This window comes from Methylobacterium sp. TK31 (genome assembly GCF_055361545.1).
This window is the reverse complement of record NZ_CM143964.1, coordinates 2,437,171-2,456,386: the sequence shown is the minus strand read 5'-3', so window position 1 is coordinate 2,456,386 and position 19,216 is coordinate 2,437,171. Positions and strand designations below refer to the sequence as shown.

19 protein-coding genes are annotated in these 19,216 nt (G+C 67.5%); 6 read left to right on the top strand and 13 right to left on the bottom strand.

Annotated elements, in window-relative coordinates:
- Nucleotides 1–71 precede the first annotated feature (71 nt).
- The gene (gene aroA, locus ACXJY8_RS11280) at nt 72–1,421 is read left to right on the top strand and encodes a 3-phosphoshikimate 1-carboxyvinyltransferase (protein WP_463780108.1); all 1,350 of its coding nucleotides are present in this window, start codon (nt 72–74) and stop codon (nt 1,419–1,421) included.
- Between the two features lie 5 nt (nt 1,422–1,426).
- Entirely contained in the window at nt 1,427–2,059 is a 633-nt protein-coding gene (cmk, locus tag ACXJY8_RS11275; RefSeq protein ID WP_463780544.1) for a (d)CMP kinase, read from the top strand.
- A gap of 85 nt (nt 2,060–2,144) precedes the next feature.
- On the opposite strand, the gene gltA is transcribed toward cmk, so the two are convergent.
- Nucleotides 2,145–3,434, bottom strand: a complete 1,290-nt coding sequence (gene gltA / locus ACXJY8_RS11270) for a citrate synthase (protein ID WP_108037393.1) — start codon at nt 3,432–3,434, stop codon at nt 2,145–2,147.
- Between the two features lie 248 nt (nt 3,435–3,682).
- A complete protein-coding gene (gltX, locus tag ACXJY8_RS11265) occupies nt 3,683–5,104 on the bottom strand; it encodes a glutamate--tRNA ligase (RefSeq protein WP_463780105.1) in 1,422 nt (473 codons plus the stop codon).
- Nucleotides 5,105–5,278: 174 nt separating this feature from the next.
- Here gltX and ACXJY8_RS11260 point away from each other — a divergent pair, with 174 nt between their 5' ends.
- Nucleotides 5,279–7,549: a ComEC/Rec2 family competence protein gene (locus tag ACXJY8_RS11260; protein ID WP_463780102.1), complete on the top strand. Its 2,271-nt coding sequence runs from the start codon at nt 5,279–5,281 to the stop codon at nt 7,547–7,549.
- Here the strand turns inward: ACXJY8_RS11260 and lexA are convergent.
- Entirely contained in the window at nt 7,543–8,295 is a 753-nt protein-coding gene (gene lexA / locus ACXJY8_RS11255; protein ID WP_463780099.1) for a transcriptional repressor LexA, read from the bottom strand. The two genes, ACXJY8_RS11260 and lexA, sit on opposite strands and share 7 nt — an antisense overlap.
- Nucleotides 8,296–8,548: 253 nt before the next feature.
- Nucleotides 8,549–9,316, bottom strand: a complete 768-nt coding sequence (locus ACXJY8_RS11250) for a DUF937 domain-containing protein (RefSeq protein WP_463780097.1) — start codon at nt 9,314–9,316, stop codon at nt 8,549–8,551.
- Between the two features lie 164 nt (nt 9,317–9,480).
- Between ACXJY8_RS11250 and sfsA the strand changes: the two genes are divergently transcribed.
- Nucleotides 9,481–10,188, top strand: a complete 708-nt coding sequence (gene sfsA / locus ACXJY8_RS11245; protein ID WP_463780094.1) for a DNA/RNA nuclease SfsA — start codon at nt 9,481–9,483, stop codon at nt 10,186–10,188.
- A gap of 10 nt (nt 10,189–10,198) precedes the next feature.
- On the opposite strand, the gene ACXJY8_RS11240 is transcribed toward sfsA, so the two are convergent.
- Nucleotides 10,199–11,029, bottom strand: coding sequence for an FkbM family methyltransferase (locus ACXJY8_RS11240; RefSeq protein WP_463780091.1), 831 nt, complete (start codon nt 11,027–11,029; stop codon nt 10,199–10,201).
- 344 nt (nt 11,030–11,373) lie between these two features.
- Between ACXJY8_RS11240 and ACXJY8_RS11235 the strand changes: the two genes are divergently transcribed.
- On the top strand, nt 11,374–12,645 hold the full coding sequence (locus ACXJY8_RS11235) for an outer membrane beta-barrel protein (RefSeq protein WP_463780089.1): 1,272 nt from the start codon (nt 11,374–11,376) through the stop codon (nt 12,643–12,645).
- Between the two features lie 152 nt (nt 12,646–12,797).
- On the top strand, nt 12,798–13,562 hold the full coding sequence (locus ACXJY8_RS11230; protein ID WP_463780085.1) for an alpha/beta fold hydrolase: 765 nt from the start codon (nt 12,798–12,800) through the stop codon (nt 13,560–13,562).
- A 16-nt stretch (nt 13,563–13,578) separates the two neighbouring features.
- On the opposite strand, the gene ACXJY8_RS11225 is transcribed toward ACXJY8_RS11230, so the two are convergent.
- The 8 genes from ACXJY8_RS11225 to ACXJY8_RS11190 form a co-directional block, all read right to left on the bottom strand.
- Entirely contained in the window at nt 13,579–14,340 is a 762-nt protein-coding gene (locus ACXJY8_RS11225; protein WP_463780080.1) for an ABC transporter permease, read from the bottom strand.
- Complete coding sequence (locus ACXJY8_RS11220) at nt 14,337–15,263, bottom strand: ABC transporter ATP-binding protein (protein ID WP_463780076.1); 927 nt, start codon at nt 15,261–15,263, stop codon at nt 14,337–14,339. Before ACXJY8_RS11220 ends, ACXJY8_RS11225 begins: the two co-directional genes overlap by 4 nt.
- A 128-nt stretch (nt 15,264–15,391) precedes the next feature.
- Complete coding sequence (locus ACXJY8_RS11215) at nt 15,392–15,877, bottom strand: F0F1 ATP synthase subunit B family protein (protein ID WP_463780540.1); 486 nt, start codon at nt 15,875–15,877, stop codon at nt 15,392–15,394.
- Nucleotides 15,878–15,970: 93 nt separating this feature from the next.
- A complete protein-coding gene (locus tag ACXJY8_RS11210; protein ID WP_463780073.1) occupies nt 15,971–16,534 on the bottom strand; it encodes a F0F1 ATP synthase subunit B family protein in 564 nt (187 codons plus the stop codon).
- 109 nt (nt 16,535–16,643) lie between these two features.
- Entirely contained in the window at nt 16,644–16,871 is a 228-nt protein-coding gene (locus tag ACXJY8_RS11205) for a F0F1 ATP synthase subunit C (RefSeq protein ID WP_018044493.1), read from the bottom strand.
- 109 nt (nt 16,872–16,980) lie between these two features.
- Nucleotides 16,981–17,736, bottom strand: coding sequence for a F0F1 ATP synthase subunit A (locus ACXJY8_RS11200; RefSeq protein ID WP_463780069.1), 756 nt, complete (start codon nt 17,734–17,736; stop codon nt 16,981–16,983).
- Nucleotides 17,737–17,851: 115 nt separating this feature from the next.
- A complete protein-coding gene (locus ACXJY8_RS11195) occupies nt 17,852–18,226 on the bottom strand; it encodes an AtpZ/AtpI family protein (protein ID WP_463780064.1) in 375 nt (124 codons plus the stop codon).
- A 254-nt stretch (nt 18,227–18,480) separates the two neighbouring features.
- On the bottom strand, nt 18,481–19,134 hold the full coding sequence (locus ACXJY8_RS11190) for a thioredoxin domain-containing protein (protein WP_463780062.1): 654 nt from the start codon (nt 19,132–19,134) through the stop codon (nt 18,481–18,483).
- Between the last annotated feature and the right edge of the window lie 82 nt (nt 19,135–19,216).

Sequence of the window (19,216 nt, the reverse complement as noted above, 5' to 3'; positions counted from 1 at the left end):
GGCCCCCTGAAATCTCGGCACTTGCGTGAAGCCCGCAGGTGCCCCAGCGCCCAGCCGAAAAGTCGACGCCCGTGTCCCATGATTCCACGCCGCAACCCCTGACCGCCCATGCGGGCCTACCTCTGCAGGGCAGCCTGCGTCCGCCGGGGGACAAATCCATCTCGCACCGCGCGATGATCCTCGGCCTCCTCAGCATCGGCGAGACGAATGTCGAGGGCCTGCTCGAAGGCGACGACGTGCTGCGCACCGCTGCCGCCGCCCAGGCCCTCGGCGCGGACGTGGAGCGGGTCGGTGAGGGACGCTGGCGCCTGCGCGGCGTCGGTATCGGCGGCCTGAGCGACCCCGAGGACGTGCTCGACTTCGGCAATGCCGGAACCGGTTCACGCCTGATGATGGGCGTCGTCGGCGGCCAGCCTGTCACCGCGACGTTCGATGGCGATGCCTCCCTGCGCAAGCGGCCGATGCGCCGTATCCTCGACCCCCTGGTCCGGATGGGGGCCGAGGTGGTGTGCGAGGAACCGGGCGGCCGCGTGCCGCTCACGCTGCGCGGACCCCGCGAGGCGATCCCGATCACCTACGAGACGCCAGTGGCCTCCGCCCAGATCAAGTCGGCGGTGCTGCTGGCCGGGCTGAACGCCACCGGGACCACGACGGTGATCGAAGCGGCCGCCACCCGGGACCATACGGAGCGGATGCTGCGCCTGTTCGGCGCCGAGGTGACGGTGACGCCGCACGGGCCCCACGGACATGGACGGACGATCACCCTCACGGGCCAGCCTGCCCTGCGCGGAACCAAGGTCGTCGTGCCGGCAGACCCGTCCTCGGCAGCGTTCCCCCTGGTGGCGGCGCTGATCGTCCCGGGCTCCGAGGTGACGCTGGAAGGCGTCATGATGAACCCCTTGCGGATCGGACTGATCACCACCCTGATCGAGATGGGCGCTGATATCGAGCGGCTGCGCGAGCGGGAGGAGGGCGGCGAGACCGTCGCCGACCTGCGCGTGCGGGCAAGCCGCCTCAAGGGCGTCGACGTGCCGCCGGAGCGGGCGCCCTCGATGATCGATGAATACCCGGTGCTCGCCGTGGCGGCCGCCTTCGCCGAAGGCACCACCCGGATGCGCGGACTGCACGAATTGCGGGTGAAGGAATCCGATCGCCTGACAGCGGTAGCGGACGGGCTGAGCGCCAACGGCGTCGCCTACATCGTCGAGGGCGACGACCTCATCGTGCATGGGACCGGCGCGCCGGCGCAAGGCGGCGGCATGGTGGCGACCCATCTCGACCACCGCATCGCCATGGCGTTTCTGGTGATGGGGCTCGCCACCCGCGAACCGGTCACGGTGGATGACGGTGCGATGATCGCCACGAGCTTCCCGAGCTTCCTGCCAACGATGCAGGGTCTCGGCGGCCGGATCGAGGGTTGAACGCGATGCCGATGGTGATCGCGATCGACGGACCCGCCGCCTCGGGCAAGGGAACCCTGGCCAAGCGGCTGGCCACCCATTACGGCCTGCCGCACCTCGATACGGGCTTGCTGTATCGGGCCGTCGCCCTGACGGTCATCGATGCCGGCCGCAACCTCGACGACCATCAGGCGGCTGCGCGGGCGGCCTCCAGCCTGATCGCCGACCGTCTCGCCGATCCGCGCCTGCGCGAGCGCGCCATGGGCGAGGCGGCCTCGCGCATCTCGGCGGTGCCCGCCGTGCGGGCGGCTCTCCTCGCCTGGCAGCAGCGCTTCGCCGGCAACGCCGCCGGCGCGGTGCTGGATGGACGGGATATCGGGACCGTGGTCTGCCCGAACGCGCAGGTGAAGCTCTTCATCACGGCCGCTCCGGAGGAGCGGGCACGGCGGCGTCACCTCGAATTGCTGCGGCGGGGCGAATCGGCGAGCCTGGGGGCCATCCTGGCCGACATCGTGGCGCGGGATGCGCGGGACGCACAGCGCTCGACGGCGCCGCTGAAGGCGGCCGCCGACGCCGTCATCCTCGACACCACCGACCTCGATGCCGACGAGGCCTTCGCCGCCGCCCGCGAGGTCGTGGATCGCGTCCGCCCGGACTGAGCGGCCGGGTCGACACGACCTCGCTGACGCGCCACCAACGTGAAGAAACGCCTCGCCGGAGTTCTGCCGGCGAGGCGTCGGCTGATCAGGCGCGCTGATCGATCGGTGTGTATTCGCGCTTGTCGGGACCGATGTAGAGCTGGCGCGGCCGGCCGATCTTCTGCGAGGGGTCCTCGATCATCTCGGCCCACTGCGCGATCCAGCCGGTGGTGCGGGCCAGGGCGAACAGCACCGTAAACATCGAAGTCGGGAAGCCCATCGCCTTCAGGGTGATGCCCGAGTAAAAATCGATGTTCGGGTAGAGCTTTTTCTCGATGAAGTAGTCGTCCTTCAGGGCGATCTGCTCGAGCTGCACCGCGACCTCGAGCAGCGGATCGTCCTTGATTCCAAGCTGTCCGAGCACCTCGTGGGTGGTCTTCTGCATGATGCGCGCGCGCGGATCGTAGTTCTTGTAGACGCGGTGGCCGAAGCCCATGAGGCGGAAAGGATCGTTCTTGTCCTTGGCCTTGGCCACGTATTTGGCGACGTTCTCCGGATGGCCGATCTCCTCGAGCATCTTCAGGGCCGCCTCGTTGGCGCCGCCATGGGCGGGACCCCAGAGGCAGGCGATGCCAGCCGCGATACAGGCGAAGGGATTGGCCCCCGAAGAGCCGGCGAGACGAACCGTAGACGTCGAGGCATTCTGCTCGTGGTCGGCGTGCAGGATGAAGATCCGGTCCAACGCACGGGCGAAGATCGGATTGACCTTGAATTCCTCGCAGGGCACCGCGAAGCACATCCGCAGGAAGTTCGAGGTGTAATCGAGGTCGTTCTTCGGATACACGAATGGCTGGCCGATGGAGTACTTATAGGCCATCGCAGCCAGGGTCGGCATCTTAGCGATCATCCGCATCGAGGCGACCATGCGTTGCTGGTCGTCCGAGATGTCGGTGGAGTCGTGATAGAAGGCCGAGAGCGCGCCGACGCAGGCGACCATGATGGCCATCGGGTGCGCATCGCGGCGGAAGCCCTGGAAGAAGCGGTTCATCTGGTCATGCACCATCGTGTGGCGCGTGATCCGGTAGTCGAAATCCGCCTTCTGGGCCGGGGTCGGCAACTCGCCGAACAGCATCAGGTAGCAGGTCTCGAGGAAGTCGCCGTGCTCGGCGATCTGCTCGATGGGGTAGCCGCGGTAGAGGAGAACGCCCGCATCGCCGTCGATGTAGGTGATCTTCGACTCGCAGGAGGCGGTAGAGGTGAAGCCGGGGTCGAAGGTGAACTTGCCCGTCTTCGCGTAGAGCTTGCCGATGTCGATGACGTCCGGACCGATGGTGCCGGTCTTGATCGGAAGCTCGACGTGGTTGTCGCCCACGGTGATCGTGCTGGAGGCGCTCATGGAGACCTGGACCCTTTCGTGGCAGCGGGGCGGCGGCGGCCCGCGTGGCGATGCAATCGACCACCCGGGTCCGGGGTGCAAAGACAGCGCATGCTGCACTTGCTCACACGAGCATGGGGGTAGCGGATCGGCGGACCGTCATCAACCGACGGCCCGTCTCACCTCGTTGTCGAAGCGAAATCCGGGCCGATTTGTCATTCTTCCCGACAGATCGACCGGGCGAATCTGCACTTTTGTGCGCTGCGGCGTCAGGCGATCTGATCGCGCAGGCGGCCGAGACATTCCTCGCGTCCGAGAACGGCCATCACGTCGAAGACCGGCGGCGAGGTTGCGCGCCCGGTAAGCGCCGCCCGCAGAGGCTGCGCGATCTGGCCGAGCTTCAGTCCGTTGGCCTCCGCGAACTGACGGACCGCGCCCTCGGTGGCCGAGGCCGTCCACTCCGGCAGCGCCTCGAGGGCGGGCAGGAGAGCACCGAGGCGGCCGCGGGCCTCGTCGCCGAGCAGCCCCTTCGCCTTCTCGTCGGGTACGAGGGGCCGTGCGGCGGTGAGGTAGTAGGCACTGTCGAGGAGTTCGACGAGGGTCTTGGCGCGTTCCTTGAGGCCGGGCATCGCGGCGGTGAGCGTCTCGCGCAGAGCGGGGCTCATGGGCACGGTGATGCCGCGTGCCGGGCCGAGAGCCGGCAGCACGTCGTCGATCGCCGCCACGAGCTCCGCGTCGGCCGCGCCACGAATGTAGAGGCCATTGAGGTTCTCCAGCTTGGCGAAGTCGAACCGCGCCGGCGAGCGGCCGATCGCCTTCAGGTCGAAGGCGGCGATCATTTCTTCGGTGGAGAACACTTCCTGGTCGCCATGGCTCCAGCCGAGACGCACCAGGTAGTTGCGCAGCGCGCTCGGCAGGTAGCCGAGGTCGCGATAGGCGTCGACGCCGAGCGCACCGTGGCGCTTCGAGAGCTTGGCCCCGTCGGCCCCATGGATCAGCGGGATATGCGCCATGGCGGGCGCCTGCCAGCCGAGGGCATCGTAAATCTGGCGCTGGCGCGCGGCATTGGTCAGGTGGTCGTCGCCGCGGATGACTTGGGTCACCCCCATGTCGTGGTCGTCGACCACCACGGCGAGCATATAGGTCGGGTTGCCGTCCGAGCGCAGCAGCACGAGGTCGTCGAGATCCTTGTTCTGCCAGACGACGCGCCCCTGCACGCCGTCCTCGACCACCGTCTCGCCGTCGGTGGGCGCGCGCAGGCGAATCACCGGCTTGACGCCGGCCGGCGCCTCGGACGGATCACGGTCGCGCCAGCGGCCGTCATAGCGCAGCGGCCGCCCCTCGGCCCGGGCGGCCTCACGCATGGCGGTCAATTCCTCGGGCGTGGCATAGCAGCGATACGCGTTGCCGGAGGCCAGCAGGCTCTCGGCGGCCTCCCGGTGACGGGCGGCCCGGGCGTACTGGTAGATGACGTCGCCGTCCCAATCGAGGCCGAGCCAGCGCATGCCGTCGAGGATCGCGTCGATCGCGCCTTGCGTCGAGCGTTCACGGTCGGTGTCCTCGATGCGTAGCAGCATGCGGCCGCCGAAATGGCGGGCATAGAGCCAATTGAACAGGGCCGTGCGGGCCCCGCCGATATGGAGGTAGCCCGTGGGCGAGGGCGCGAAACGCGTGACGACGGCTGACGACATCAATCTGGACTTGATTTGCTCGTGAAACGGGCGGGAGGCGGATCGACCGGCCCGGAACCGCGCGTGTAGCATGCGCGGGCGCAAGCGTTAAGAAATCGTCCTCTTCCAAAGATCGCAGGGCGGATCGCTGGCTGCGGGGCGGGGGCTTGCGGGCAGCAGCCGAAGGAAGACGCGATGGCGCAGGCGCGCGCGACGGCAGCGATGGGGCGTCTCAACCGCCGCTTCGCCGTGCGTCGGCCGGGCGCCGGTGTCGTCCTCGCCTGGCTACGCGCGGGCTGGACGCACGAGATCGAGCAGCGCCGGCTCTTCGCCTGGCTCGCGGTGGCGTTCGGCTGCGGCATCCTCGTCTTCTTCCTCGCGACACAGGGCACTCCGTCGCTGGTCGCACCGCTCGTCGCCGCGGGGTTGCTGGCCGCGACGACTCCGTTCCTGGCGGATCGCCCTGTCGGACTTGCCCTCGTCCTCGCGGCCATTGGGATGCTCCTCGGGTTCGCGGCGGCGACGGCACGGGTGCAGCGCGTGACCGGTCCGATCCTGGCCCGCACGACGATCGCCTCCTTGGTCGGCACCATCGAAGGCCTGGACGAGCGTGATGAGGGTGCGCGGTTGATCCTTCGGGTGGAGAGCTTCGGCACCCTCGGGGCCGAAGTCCGCCCGGCCCGGGTGCGCGTTTCCTATCGCAAGGCGAACACCCTGAAGCCGGGCGATCGCATCGCCGCGACGGCGCGCCTGCTCCCACCCCCAGAGGCGGCCCGGCCGGGAGGCTACGACTTCGCGCGCGATGCCTTCTTCCGCGAGATCGGCGCTGTCGGCTCCCTCGTCGGCAAGGTCGAGGTACGGCCGGCGGCCGAGACGACCGATCGGCAGATCCGTCTCGCCGCCGCCGTCGATGCCGCACGGAATGCCCTCACACGCCGGATCACCGACGCCAATGGCGGACAGGCCGGGGCGGTCGCGGCGGCGTTGGTGACCGGCAAGCGGGGCCTCATCAACGGGGAGACCAACGACATCCTGCGGGCCGCGGGCATCTATCACGTGGTCTCGATCTCCGGCCTGCACATGGTCCTGGCGGCCGGGGTGGTGTTCTGGCTCGTGCGGGCGCTGCTCGCCGTGGTGCCGTTCGCAGCGCTGCATTGGCCGATCAAGAAGATCGCGTCCGCCGTCGCCATGGTGGGTGTGACCGCCTATTGCGTGTTTTCCGGATGGGACATCGCCGCCGAACGGTCGCTGATCATGACCCTGGTCATGCTCGGCGCGATCCTGGTCGACCGGCCGGCCCTCAGCATGCGCAACCTGGCGATCGCCGCCCTGATCGCGCTGGCCCGCGAACCGGAGGGCCTTCTCGGACCAAGCTTCCAGATGTCGTTCGGAGCGGTCGCCGGCCTGATCGCTTGCGCGCCGTTGATCGCGGGGAGCGCCCTCGGTCGCGATGGCGCAGGCTGGCTGCCGCGCCTGTTCGCCCTCGTCACGACAGCGATCCTCGGGACCCTGGCAACGACGCTCGTGGCCCAGATCGCCACCGCCCCCTTCGCGACCTATCACTTCCAGACGGTGCAGCCCTTCGGACTCGTGGGCAACGCGCTCACCTTGCCGCTCGTCTCCCTGGCCGTGATGCCGTCGGCGGTCCTCGGCATTCTCGCCTATCCGTTCGCGCTGGATCAGCCGGTCTGGTGGGCGATGGGCCTCGCGGTCCGCGGCATGCTGACCATCTCGACTTGGATCGCGGGATTCGGGAACGCGGTTCTGGTGGTGCCGGCCTTCGGCGCCGGTGCCCTCGGGCTACTGGCCTCGGCCCTGATCATCCTGACCCTACCTGCCTCGTCGCTGCGCTGGCTCGGCCTCTGTCCGGCAACAATCGGCATCGTTCTCGCTACGTTTCCGGAGCGAAACGACATCTACATCGATCGCGAAGGGGTGGGCGCAGCCATCCGTGAGCGCAACGGGCAGCTCGCGATCCTCGGCCGCCCGCCACCCTTCGTGCTCGGCCAATGGCTCAAGGCCGACGGGGACGGACGCCGGGCGGAAGAGATCAGTGCCTTCCGGGGCGCGCGGTGCGATGGCCTCGGCTGCACTCTGACCACGCCGGATGGCCGCAGCCTTGCCCTCGTCACCGACAAACGGGCGCTTCCGGAAGATTGCGCACGCACCGAGATCTTGATCACCCGGCAGGCCACGCCGCCCGGTTGCGGCGCCGCCTTGATCCTCGATCGGGACTTCCTGGCGGCCCACGGTGCGACGGCGATCCGCCTCGCCCGCGATGGACCCGTCATCACCACGGTCAAGCGTCCCGGAGACAGAGTGCCGTGGCGGGCGACACCGCCGAGGAAGGAGGCCAACCTCTCGCTCCTTCAGCCGGCCCCTTCACCGAACCAGAAGGCGCCCGAGCGGGAGCTTCCGGATCCCGATCCGCCCGGCGACGAACCGAGCGACGGGACCCTTCAGTAACGACGAACGAGGCTAACCAGACGCCCTTGGATCTGGACCCGGTCCGGCCCGAGCACGCGCGTCTCATAGGCCGGGTTCGCCGCTTCGAGGGCGATGGAGGAGCCGCGTCGGCGCAGGCGCTTCAGGGTCGCCTCCTCATCGTCGATCAGAGCCACGATGATGTCGCCCGTATTGGCCGTGTCCTGCTTGCGGATGACCACGAGATCGCCGTCCAGGATGCCCGCCTCGATCATCGAATCGCCGCGCACCTCCAGGGCGTAGTGCTCGCCACCAGCCAGGAAATCCGGTGACATCGTCACCGAGTGGCTCTGCTCCTGAATGGCGGAGATGGGCGTACCGGCCGCGATCCGGCCCATCACCGGGATGGTCACCGCACGCCCGCTCTCGTCGGTGGCCTGCGTCGTCGGCAAGCGGGAGACCGCGGCACCAGCTGGCAGACCCTTGCCCTTGCCGCCCTCGACCACGCTCGGCGTGAAGCGGCGCACCTCAGGTGCAGGAGCAGCACGCGGGGCGCCGGCGCTCCCACCGAGGCTCTCCGGCATCCGGATGACTTCGATGGCCCGTGCCCGGTTCGGGAGACGGCGCAGGAAGCCGCGCTCTTCCAGCGCCGTAATCAACCGATGGATGCCGGACTTCGACTTGAGATCGAGAGCGTCCTTCATCTCGTCGAAGGAGGGGGGAACGCCGCTCTCGCGCATCCGGAGCTGGATGAACTGGAGCAGGTCCAGCTGCTTACGCGTCAACATGCGGGACACTCTTCGTTGGCGCCGGGGATCGCGGCGAGCGGCATCAGAAACAAAACACGAACATGTTAAACGTTCCGTAAGTGTTCTGCAAGGGTTCCTGCCGAAAGCGCGGATAGCCCGACGACTGTTCCGTCGAGGACAGGTTTCGCGGAGGCCGCCGACCGCCACCTGGAGGGGATCGCTCAGAGTGCATGAGCGCAGTCGAGATCGAATGGAGCTCGGCGCCGTCCATGCGACCCGGACGCGATGCCCGCTACCGCTTCCCGCTCCGTCCCGCCTTCGATGCGGCGTCGGCGCCTGAACCGGTGGGGCCGCGGGGGTCCTGCCAGAAGGTATCGAACAGGCGCTGCATGGCGCGTGCGTTCTCCTGCTGTACCTCGAGGCCGGTCTGGAACATCTGCTGCACCAGGTCGAAGGGGGCATCCGAGGCCGCCTTGTCCGGCACGGCGGGCGCGGGAGCCGTGAGCCGGGGCTGCGCAGGGCGCGACCGCGCCTGAGGAGCGGACGGTGCCGGGCTGGTCGCGTTGCTGCCGGACTTCAGGAAGGCCTCCATCATCTGCGACCAAGCATTGGGCGGGAACCCGAACGGGTTCGCCTCCGCGCGGGGGGCCGGCGCGGGCGATGGAGCCTGATTGATCATCACGTGGACAATCCCGGCCACCACCATGCCGGCCATGGCGGGCAGCATTTGCTTCAGAGCCGGCATCGCCACGCCGCTGACGGTCGCGGCCTGCTGCAGCACCGCCTGGCTGAGATGCGGCGACCCGAACAGCTGCTTGACCAGCATGTCCATCTGCGGTGTCGCGCTCGGTGCCGGGGACGCGGTCGGTCCAATGAGGTTGAACAGGTGGGCAAAGCCTGTCGGATCGTGGGCGACGTTGCGCTGCAACCCCATGGTCAGGGCCGGCAGCAGGGCCTCCATCGCGCGCAGGCTCTGCTCCGGCGAGAGCCCGAATTGCCGTCCCAGTCCCTGCGCGTTGGCGCCCGCCTGCGCCTGGAGGATGTCGAACAGATTGAACATGGCGGCCTCGCGGACGAACAGCGGTTTTCCCGGTTATCGACCCGGGTGTACCGCGCGAAGTCTGTCGCATCCGATGAGCACTGACCAGCCCGGGCGCCTCATGGCTGCCCGATTCCACGCCGAGGCCCGGCGGCATCAACCTGTTTCTTGCCCAGGACACGCCGATGCGCTTCCCCGCGCCCCTGATCGAGGGCCGCCTCGTGCGGCGCTACAAGCGCTTCCTCGCCGATCTGGAGTTGGCCGACGGCACCCTCGTGACGGCTCACTGCCCCAATCCCGGGGCGATGCTGGGTCTCGCCGTACCGGGCGCACGAGCTCTTCTGTCCGAGGCCCGGAGCCCGACGCGCAAGCTCGCCTATTCCTGGGAGCTGGTGGAGGCGAACCTGCCGGGTGGCCGGCAATGGGTGGGCATCAACACGATGCGGCCGAACGCTCTGGTGGCGGAAGCCTTCGCCGACACCACCCTGCCGGCGCTCGCGGGCTATTCGGGTCTCCGCCCGGAAGTCCGCTACGCGCAGGCGAGCCGGGTCGATTTCCTCGCCACGGGCGAGGGGATGCCTCCCTGCCATGTCGAGGTGAAGAACTGCCACCTGATGCGCAGCCCGGGCCTCGCGGAATTTCCGGATTGCGTCGCCGCCCGCAGTACCCGCCACATGGCGGACCTCGCCGCCGTCGTGGGAGCCGGCGGTCGCGCCATGGTCGTCATCGTGGTCCAGATGTGGGCGGAGCGGTTCGACGCGGCGCGGGACCTCGACCCTGCCTTCGACCAAGCGTTCCAGGCCGCCCGGGCTGCCGGTGTCGCAGTGCATGCCTATCGCTGCCGGATCGATCCGAAGGGGATCACCCTCGCGGACGCCATTCCGGTCCTGTAGCACGCCCTCGTCAGGCGGCGCGCTCGAAGATCAAATTCAGGCGCGTCCGGGCGATCCGGCGATAGCCGTGCTGCTCCAGGAGGGCGGGCAGGTCGATCTGCCACTGGTCCGTGCCGTTCTCGACGATCAGCAGCCGCGGATGGAGCGCGGCGGGAGCGGCCCGCAGGAACGGCTCCAGGATCAGGTCCTCGGCCCCCTCGACGTCGAGCTTCATCGCGTCGATGCGCTCGATGCCCTCGCCGCGGGCGAGATCGAACAGGGGCACCGCCGGCACCCGGATCTGCGCCCCTTCGTTCGTCCCGACGATCTTCAGGCTCGATTCACCCCGGTTGCGGGGATCGACGAACAGGGTGAGTTCGCCGGCCTTGTCGGCGACGGCGCAGGCTACCGCCTTGACCGTCCCGAACGGGTTCTGGCCGATGTTGTAGGTAAGGCGGTCGAAGACGTCCGGCTGCGGCTCCACCGCGAGGATGCGCGCGCGCGGCCCCGCGAAGGCCGCGACGAACAGCGCATAGGCGCCGATATTCGCGCCGATATCGAGGAAGGTGCAGCCGGGCTGGAGCTTCGCACGCAGCAATGCACGCTCTTCCGGATCGAAGAACTGCGGGGTGAAGAGCACCTTCTTCTCGCAGTTGTTGTTGTAGGGGTAGAGCCGCATGCGGGCGCCGTAGCGCTCAACGTCGAGGGGCGCCCCCCGCAGAAGGCCGATCGCCACCCGTCGCAGAAACAGGGCGAGGCGCCGACCGGCCCAGCTGGCATAGGAGATCCGCCCGGTCTGGTGGGCGATGCGGGCGACGAGGCCGGTGGGAGCGTAGGTGCCGTAGGGCTGGGTATCTTTCATCGTGCCTGCTGATGCCAGCGCGCGCGCGCGGCGGCAAGCGAAGGCGACACGATCGAAGGGTGGAAGGCGGCTCGCGCGTATGGGAGGCGCTCCGACGCGTCGACCCTCCGACGATCGTCGAAACTGGCTTCGACCGTTTCAGGACAACGTCTCGACAGGCGAGGAGAACAGCTGGACTGAATTTCGGTGCTCAGACCTGTTCCATTGTGGCAACACCACGACGCAAACCCAGCACCTCAGGCCGGAATTGCCTCAAAATTAGGCGCCTGCACAAAGGATAGCTTTGCCGTACGGGAGAACCTTTGAGAACCTCGCCCTAACGCAGATGTCTCCGCAGAGTTCCCATGGCCATGCACCGCTCGCTCCTCGCCCTCTCAGCCGTCCTGCTGTCCTCGGTCTGCGCCTTCGCAGCCGACATGCCGGCGAAGGTGCTGGCCGTTCCCGCCCCGCCCGCGCCGTGCAAGGCCGAGATCACCTTCCCGGCCTACGGCGGCTTTATCAAGCAGAACCCGAACCCGTCCTGCCTGACCCTCGGCGCCTTCGGCGACATCTATGTCGGCGGTGCGGTCACGGGCTACTTCTACGATCAGAGCAATGTGACCTCCATCGCACTGCCAGGCATTGCCGCCGATCGCTTCGCGCGCGCCGACTTCTCGAACCTGATGGGCTTCATCCAGAAGGCCGATGGTCCCTTCCAGTTCTACGCCGCCTTCGGCGCCTACTCGATCCCGGGCCTGGGCGCGCCGATCTTCAGCGCCATCGATCAGACCAACCTGCTGTTTTCGCCGGCTCCGATCGTCTTCGGCAAGTACGTGATCAACGACAACTGGTCGGTCCAGGGCGGCCGCATGCCGACCCTGATCGGCTCGGAACTGCCCTTCACCTTCCAGAACCTCAACATCTCGCGTGGCCTCCTCTTCGCCCAGGAGAACGTCATCAACCACGGCGTGCAGGTCAATTACTCGGACGGCCCATGGGCGGCCTCGTTCGCCGCGACCGATGGCTTTTTCTCGGGTGAGCTCAACTGGGTCACGGGCGCGATCACCTATAAAATCGACTCCGCTAATACGATCGGCATCAACGGCGGCACCCACTTCTCCAGCTACACCAAGTTCGACTTAACGGATCGCAGCCTGCGCAACCAGTTCGCGACCCCCGCGACGCTTCAGAACAGCAGCATCATCAGCGCGAACTACACCTATGCCGACGGTCCCTGGATCCTGACGCCTTACATCCAATACACCAATGTCGAGCGGAACGATTTCATCGGCCTCGCCGGAGCCGAGACCTTCGGTGGCGCGATCCTCGCCAGCTACGCCTTCACCGACAACTTCGCCCTTGCGGGTCGATTCGAATACATCTCGCAGAGTGGCAATAGCCGCACGGGCCTCCCCCTCCAGTCAAACGTCCTCTACGGACCCGGCAGCTCCGCCCTGTCGTTCACGGTCACTCCGACCTTCACCTTTGACCGCTTCTTCGTCCGCGGCGAGTTCTCGACCGTGCAGCTCTACGACATCACCGTCGACCGCGCGCTCAACGTCGGCACCGGCTTCGGCCGCAACGGCGTGAAGACCTCGCAGGAGCGCTACATGCTCGAGACCGGCATCACTTTCTGATCCGATCTGACGGTCCGGTTCGGTGAAACGCGGCGGCAGGGCAACCTGCCGCCGCTTTCTTTTGTGGTCTCGTGCCGGCGCAGGGCTTCCGTCCGGGTAACTGGCGGTCCAAGGAGGCGATCACCATGCCCCGAGCGATAAGGCCCGAGCCCATGCAGAGCTTCGATTCAGACGGTGTCACCCTCGCCTATGTCGACGTCCCAGCCGTCGGCGGATCGGGCGATCCGATCCTGCTGATCCACGGCTTCGCCTCGAATCACGCGGTGAACTGGGTCAACACCCTCTGGGTCCGCACCCTCACCCAGGCCGGCTACCGCACGATCGCGTTCGACAACCGGGGCCACGGCGAGAGTCAGAAGCTCTACGATCCGGAGGCCTACGGCGCCGATCTCATGGCCCAGGATGCGCGTCGCCTGCTCGACCATCTCGGCATCCGCCGAGCCGACGTCATGGGCTACTCGATGGGCGCGCGCATCGCCGCGTTTCTCGCCCTCGACGCTCCGGAGCGGGTGCGCTCCCTGCTGCTCGGCGGCCTCGGCCTGCACCTCGTGGAGGGCAAGGGCCTGCCGGACGGCATCGCCGAGGCCCTGGAGGCGGAACCCGGCGCGCGCGCACCGAACCCGACGGCCGCCGCGTTCCGTACCTTCGCCGAGCAGACGAAGAGCGATCTGCGAGCCCTGGCCGCCTGCATGCGCGGCTCGCGCCAAGCCCTGTCGCGCGCGGAGGTCGCGGAGATCCAGGTCCCGACCCTGGTGACGACCGGCACCCTCGACACGGTATCGGGCTCCGGCCCGGCGCTGGCGGCGCTGTTCCCGAACGCTGCCGCCCTCGAACTGCAGAACCGCGATCACAGTACCGCCGTCGGCGACCGCGGCCACCGCACGGGCGTGCTCGAGTTCCTGGCCAAGCGACCCTGACGGGACGCTCGGCGCCTCAGCTCTTCAGGCGGTAGCCGGTTCGGAAGATCCAGGTCACGCCAGCGAGGCACAGGACCAGGAACACCAGCGCCATGGCGAAGCTGATGCCGACGCCGACATCCGAGGTGCCGAAGAAGGCCCAGCGGAAGCCGCTGATCAGGTAGACCACCGGGTTGGCGAGGCTCACCGCTCGCCAGAACGGCGGCAGCATCTCGATGGCGTAGAAGCTGCCGCCGAGGAAAGTCAGCGGCGTGACGATGAGGAGCGGCACCAATTGCAGCTTCTCGAAGCCGTCCGCCCACAGGCCGATCAGGAAGCCGAACAGGCTGAAGGTCACCGCTGTCAGGAGCAGGAACAGCACCATCACGAAGGGGTGCTCAATGCGCAGGGGCACGAACAGAGCGGCGGTCGCCAGGATGATGAGCCCGATGAGGATCGATTTGGAGGCCGCCGCGCCGACATAGCCGAGCACGATCTCGAGGGGCGAGACCGGGGCCGAGAGGATCTCGTAGATCGTTCCGGCGAAGCGCGGAAAGTAGATGCCGAACGAGGCGTTGGCGATGCTCTGCGTCAGCAGCGAGAGCATCATCAGGCCGGGCACGATGAAGGCGCCGTATGCCACACCGTCCACCGAGGCGACGCGCGAGCCGATGGCGGCGCCGAAGACCACGAAGTACAGCGAGGTGGCGATGACCGGGGCGACAATGCTCTGCAGCGCCGTGCGCCAGAAGCGCGCCATCTCGAAGCCGTAGATGGCGCGGACCGCGTACCAGTTCATGCGCGTTCCTTCACGAGGTCGACGAAGATTTCCTCCAGCGAGGACTGGCTGGTCTGGAGGTCGCGGAAACGGATGCCGGCGGCGGCGAGGTCCGCCAGGAGCGCCGTGATGCCGGTCCGCTCGCCCTTGGTGTCGTAGGTGTAGACGAGATCCTGGCCGTCCGGCTTCAGGGTCAGGTCGTGCCGTGCCAGAGTCGGGGGGAGGGCGGTGAGCGGCTCCTGCAGATTCAAGGTCATCTGCTTCTTGCCGAGCTTGCGCATCAGTTCTGCCTTCTCCTCCACCAGGATGATCTCGCCCTTGCGGATCACCCCGATGCGATCGGCCATCTCCTCGGCTTCATCGATGTAGTGGGTTGTCAGGATGATGGTGACGCCCTTGTCGCGCAGGGAGCGCACGAGGCGCCACATATCCCGGCGCAGTTCGACGTCGACACCGGCGGTGGGCTCGTCGAGGAATAGGATCCGCGGCTCGTGGCTCAGCGCCTTCGCGATGAGAACGCGGCGTTTCATGCCGCCCGACAGCGTCATGATTCGCGCATCGCGCTTCTCCCAGAGCGAGAGATCGCGCAGCACGCGCTCGATATGTACAGGATCCGGACGAAGGCCGTAGAGACCGCGGCTGAAGCTCGTCGTCGCCCAAACCGTCTCGAAGGCGTCGGTGGTGAGTTCCTGCGGCACGAGGCCGATCAGTCGGCGGGCCTGGCGATAGTTCCGGGCGATGTCGTGCCCGCCGGCGAGAATGCGACCGCCGCTCGCCGTGACGATGCCGCACAGGATGCTGATCAGCGTCGTCTTGCCGGCTCCGTTCGGACCGAGCAGGGCGAAGATCTCCCCCTCGGCGATGTCGAGGCTGATGCCGTCGAGGGCTTTGAGGCCAGAGGCGTAGACCTTTGACAGGTTCTGGATCGAGATGATCGGCTGCATCGGAACTCCGCTGCGGCATGGCGCCGGCGCGATCGGGGCGGCCTTCTAGCACACGGCCGTCGCGGGTCGGTCTTGAAAACGCGAAAGCCGCCTCGCGGCGGCTTTCCCTGGTGTCGCAGAGGGAAGGATCAGGCCCGCAGGCGGGTCCTGACCTCGCCGAGGCTTTGGCGAACCAGGCCTTCCGCCGTTTCACCCTGCATGCGCTCGCGCAAAATGACCTCAGAGACCTTCACCGCGGCGTCGGCGGCGGCTGCGCGGACCTGAGCGGTCGCCTGGACCTCGGCCTGGGAGATCTTGGTCTCGGCCGATTTGGTACGGCGCGCGATGAAGTCGTTCAGGCGGGCATGGCCCTCGTCGGCGATGCGCTGGGCCTCTTCGCGGGCGGAGGCCACGATGGCCTCGGCCTCACGCTCGGCCTCGGTGCGGCGCTTCTTGTAATCGGCGAGGACGCCGGCGGCCTCCTCACGCAGGCGACGCGCCTCGTCGAGTTCGTGGCGGACGCGCTTGGCGCGCCCGTCGAGGGCCTTGGTGATCTGGTTGAAGCCGCCGACCTTCCAGACCACGGCCATGAACAGGACGAAGGCGACTGCGACCCAGAATTCGGCTTCCAACAACATGCTCGTCGTCCCAACTCGATGGTGTCCGGCGGTCCGGCGGGGTCTTCGACCCTCGGGTCCTGTCGGTCAGATGTGGTTTGGCGTCCCGCCTCAGTGCGGGAAGGCGACGCTGTCGAGGGCCTTGGTCAGGGCGGCCTCGTCCGGGCTGCGCCCGGTCAGGCGCTCGACGATGGCCGAAGCGGTCTCACCGGCGATGCCGCGGACATTGCCCATGGCCTCGGCGGTGCGGGTCCGCAGGGTCGCCTCGGAGGCGGCGATGCGGGCGTTCAGCTCCGACTCGAGGGCCTTGCGCTTGGTCTCGGCTTCCTGGGTCAGGGCCGTGCGGGTCTCGAGAGCGATGGCCTGGGCCTTGGCCTGCGCGTCGCTGAGGGATTTCTCGTAGGCCGCCCCGGCGGCATCCGCCTCAGCCTTCAGGCGCTGTGCCTCGTCGAGATCGCTCGACAGGCGCACGGCGCGGTCGTGCAGGATGGCTTGGATCCGCGGCAGCGCGATCTTGTCCATCAGGTAGTAGAGCAGCCCGAAGGCGAGGGCGAGCCAGATCAGCTGGGATGCGAAGGTGTGGCTCTCGAAGGGCGGGAAGCCGCCGCCGTGCTCGGCGGCCGGCGTCGCGGCGAAGCCTTCATGCGTTGCGGTCGAATGGGCCGGCTGAGCCATGACGTCCTTCGCGTAAATTCAGGGAGTGGGGACCGGACGCCTCTGCCATCCCTGGGGGAGGCGGCGTCCGGTCCGGTATCGGTTCGAGATCCGAGACGACGAGCGTGTCTTAGACGGCGAACAGGAGCAGCAGCGCGACGAGCAGCGAGAAGATGCCGAGCGCTTCCGTGAGGGCGAAGCCGAGGAGCAGGTTGCCGCGCTGGCCGTCGGCGGCCGACGGGTTGCGGAGCGCGCCGGCGTAGAACTGGCCGAAGAGGTTGCCGAGGCCGATGGCGGCGCCCGCCATGCCGAGACAGGCGAGGCCGGCACCGATGTACTTGGCAGCTAAGGGATCCATCAAATTGCTCCTGGTGTCCGTGTCGTCGTTGCGTGGAGAGAAATCCGGCCTGCGACCGCGGACCGGGGACGGAAGGGGTTGTCCCGGCCGATGGCCGGGAGGACCCGGCTCAGTGGCCGGGATGCAGGGCGTCGCTGAGATAGATCGAGGCGAGCGTCGCGAAGACGTAGGCCTGCAGACCGGCGACGAGGAATTCGAGGGCCGTGACGGCGACGCTGAGGGCCAGCGGCAGCGGTGAGATGGCGCCCCAGGCACCGGCGGCGAGCAGGGCTGGGACGAAGCCCGCGAAGATCTTCAGCGCGATATGGCCGGCGAGCACGTTGGCGAAAAGACGTACGGCGAGGCTGATCGGGCGCGAGATGAAGGACACGATCTCGATAGCGACGATCATCGGCATGAGCCAGCCGGGCACGCCCGATGGAACGAACACCTTCAGGAACTTCGTGCCATGGGCCATGAAGCCGTACACGATGACGGTGCCGATCACGAGCAGCGCCAGCGCGAAGGTGACGATGATGTGGCTGGTCACCGCGAAGGCGTAGGGGATCATGCCGAGCATGTTCAGGACGAGCACGAACATGAAGAGCGAGAAGATCAGCGGCATGAACCGCTCGGAACCATGACCGGCGGACTGGCGCAGGGTCGAGCCGATGAACTCGTAGAACACTTCGGCCATCGACTGCATGCGGCCCGGCACCACCGAGCGGCGGGCGGTGGCAACCACGGTGATCAGCGCGATGATCCCGACGGCGGCGAACATGTAGAGCGCGGACTGGGTGAACGCGATCTCCTGATTGCCGATATGACCGAAGGAGACCAGCGGCTTGAGCTCGAACTGGTGGATCGGATCCATCTTTACGGCCATTGCCGCTCCCGCCCTTCTAACTCTCGGCAGATCTGAAGACCCGCCACCACCGGTGCCGCACGAGCGGCATGATTCGAATTCGGTCCGCCGCATATGCGGCGATCCTCGAGGACCGCTAGCGGTCCTGATCCTTCGTCGGCGTCCTGGGAAGAGCACCCGAGACGCGCATGACGTTGTAGACGCCGGTGGCGAACCCCAACATCAGCAGGACGATCAGCCCCCAGGGTTTCGTCCCGAGGTAACGATCGAACATCCAACCGAGAATGCCCCCGGCGAGGACGCCCGCGATGAACTCGGTCGAGAGCCGCATCGCCTGGCCGAGAGGAGAAGGCCCGGCCTCAGGGCCGGGACGCGTCGAATGATCGGGAGTGGCGCTCGGCCGCTTCCGCTCAATCTGCGTCTCAAGACGTTTGAGCCTCTGAGAGAGGTCCGCGTCCAGTGCTTTCTTCCGCCCGTCCCCGCCTTCGTCCCCTGTTTCGTTGCCGCTCACGGCGAGAACTCACATTGGCGAGAGCGGAGGGAACCGGCGGAACGCCTCCTTCAAGCGGGGCGCACCATAGTTTCGCCTACCTTGGGTGTCAAGGCGCCCCCAACCTCACGTAAGATCCTGTCGTACCACGAGAAATCGGCGTTTTGCCGATCTTCCCCCAGGTGTTCGTCCAAAGGGCCGCCGAGGGGTGGCACGACCCTACCGCCGAGCGGCGCATCCCAGGCCACGCGTGCGCGAGAATGGGGTCGCAAGCGTCAGGCACCCAGGAGGGGCTTGATGACTTTCTCCATGCCCTCGATGGTCATCTCGCCCTTGAACCGCTCACCGTTGATGAAGAACGTCGGGGTCGAATCGACCTTGAAGGTGTCCATCCCCTTCTGCTTCACCGTGTTGACGGCGCTGTAGAGCTTCTGGTCCTTCAGGCAGGCCTCGAACTTCTCCTTCGAGAAGCCGGCCTGGCGCAGCATCTGCTCCAAGGCATCCACCGGCGATTGCGGCTTCTGCACGTAGGCCCAGGCCTGCTGCTGGTCGAAGAGCAGATCCGTGATGGGATAGTACTTCGCATCCCCATCGCAGCGGGCGAGCATGAAGGCGGCGGTGGCGAGCGGATCGAGCGGGAACTCGCGCAGCGTGAAGCGCACCTTGTTGGTGTCGATGTAGCGCTCCTTCAGGGTCGGCCAGGTGTACTTGTGGAAGGCGGCGCAGTGGGAGCAGGTCATCGAGGCGTACTCGATGATGGTGACCTTGGCGTCCTTCGGCCCGAGCCAGACGTCGCCGAGCGGGCCGGGCTCCATAAGCGTCGAGAGATTGACGTCCTCGGCCAAAGCCGGAAGGGCGAACCGGGGCAGGAGAACCGCGGCGCCGACCGCAAGGCCGGTGGCTTTCAGGGCATCGCGTCGGGTGATCATGATCGGGAGGGCTCCGGTCGCGGACCAAATCGTCTGGAGCGATGCGGTAGAATCCTGCAGGCGTCCTGACAAGGCGGCGCGC